The sequence below is a fragment of the Ornithinibacter sp. genome (genome assembly GCF_035443565.1).
Lineage (GTDB): Bacteria > Actinomycetota > Actinomycetes > Actinomycetales > Dermatophilaceae > Fodinibacter.
Genome location: NZ_DAORSO010000294.1, coordinates 1 through 1,862 on the forward strand (window position 1 = coordinate 1; position 1,862 = coordinate 1,862).

The 1,862-nt window shown below is 72.9% G+C and carries 2 protein-coding genes; both read left to right on the forward strand.

Annotated elements, in window-relative coordinates; all coding sequences use genetic code 11:
- Positions 1-1,331, forward strand: a 1,331-nt coding sequence (locus PLL68_RS14580) for a methylmalonyl-CoA mutase family protein (protein WP_324535316.1), incomplete at its 5' end; no start/stop codon positions are given.
- Positions 1,328-1,862 (forward strand): methylmalonyl-CoA mutase family protein (locus PLL68_RS14585; RefSeq protein WP_324534781.1); only part of this gene is annotated, 535 nt, incomplete at its 3' end. The genes PLL68_RS14580 and PLL68_RS14585, both read left to right, overlap by 4 nt.

Here is a 1,862-nt window from a genome sequence, read left to right on the forward strand (position 1 = left end):
TCGACCACGTCGGCGACCATCCCAGCGTCGGGGGCAACCTCGGTCTCGACCCGCTGGCGGCCGCAGCGAGGCTCGGCGCCGAGCCTGACCTCACCCCCCTCGCCGACCTCGTGCGGGCTACCGCGACCCGTCCCGGCTGGCGCGCCATCACGGTCGACGCCACGGTCCTGCACGACGCGGGTGCCACCGACGTCGACGCCCTCGCCGCAGCCGTCGCGACGGGTGTCGCGTACGTGCGGCACCTCGAGGCCGCCGGCATCGCACCCGCGCAGGCCTTCGACCAGGTCGAGTTCCGCGTCGGGGCCACCGCCGACCAGTTCCTGACCGCCGCCGCCCTGCGCGCCCTGCGCCGGGTGTGGGCCCGCGTCGGCGAGGCAAGTGGCGTCCCCGAGGCCAGCCGCGGCGCGCGGACCCACGCGGTCACGAGCCTGCGGATGTTCACCCGCGAGGACCCGTGGGTCAACGTCCTGCGCAGCACCCTCGCCACGTTCGGCGCCTCGATCGGTGGCGCCGACGCCATCACCGTGCTGCCGTTCGACACCGTGCTCGGCCTGCCCGAGCGCCTCGGGCGCCGACTCGCCCGCAACACCCAGATCCTGCTGGCCGACGAGGCCAACGTCGCCCGGGTCACCGATCCCGGGGGTGGGTCGTGGTACCTCGAGTCGCTCACCGATGACGTGGCCAGCGCCGTATGGGCCCGCTTCCAGGAGGTCGAGGCCTCCGGTGGCGCGGTGCAGGCGTTCGCCGACGGTCTCTTCGCCTCCTGGGTCGCGGATGCCGTGGCGCAGCGCGACCGTGATCTCGCCACCCGGTCGCGTCCCCTCACGGGGGTCTCGATGTTCCCGCTGGTCGGGGAAGTCACCCCCGACCGGCGCGCCCGGGTCGACCTACCCACCGCAGCAGGTGGGTTCGCCCCGCGACGGGACGCCACGGCATACGAGGCACTTCGTGACCGGGCCCGAGAACTCGGCCAGCCGGCGGTCGTCGTCCACACCCTCGGCACCCGTCGGGACTTCGGTGCGCGCCAGGCGTTCGTCACCAACCTGCTGGCCGCCGGGGGGATTTCCGCGGTCCAGGAGGGGGCGAAGGTCGCCATCCTCGCGTCCAGCCGTGCCGGTTACGCCGATCACGGTGCATCGGCGATCGAGGCACTGCGCGCTGCCGGGGTCGACACCGTGCTCGTCGCAGGCCGGGCCGGCGAGCTCGGCGAGAGCGCGGGCGCCGTCGACGGCGAGGTCCACGACGGCATCGACGTCGTGGCGTTCCTCTCCGACGTGCTCGACCGCCTTGCACCACGTGATGCCGGCACCACCACGGAAGGTTCCCGATGAGCGCCGTCCCCGACTTCACCACCGTCGACCTCGGTGCGGTTGAGCCGACCGCGGCCGCAGCCGACGACGCGCAGCACACGGGGGAGGTGTGGCTCACCCCGGAGCAGGTTCCGGTGAAGCCGCTCTACACCGAGGCCGACCTCGCCGGGCTCGACTTCCTCGACACCGTGCCGGGCGCGCCGCCCTACCTGCGCGGCCCGTACCCGACGATGTACACGACGCAGCCGTGGACGATCCGTCAGTACGCCGGCTTCTCCACCGCGGAGGAGTCCAACGCCTTCTACCGGCGCAACCTCGCGGCCGGCCAGAAGGGGCTGTCGGTCGCCTTCGACCTGGCGACCCACCGCGGCTACGACTCCGACCACCCGCGCGTGACGGGCGACGTGGGCATGGCCGGCGTAGCGATCGACTCGATCTACGACATGCGCACGTTGTTCGACCGCATCCCGCTGGACCAGATGTCGGTGTCGATGACCATGAACGGGGCGGTCATCCCGATCCTCGCGCTGTTCGTCGTCGCCGCTGAGGAGC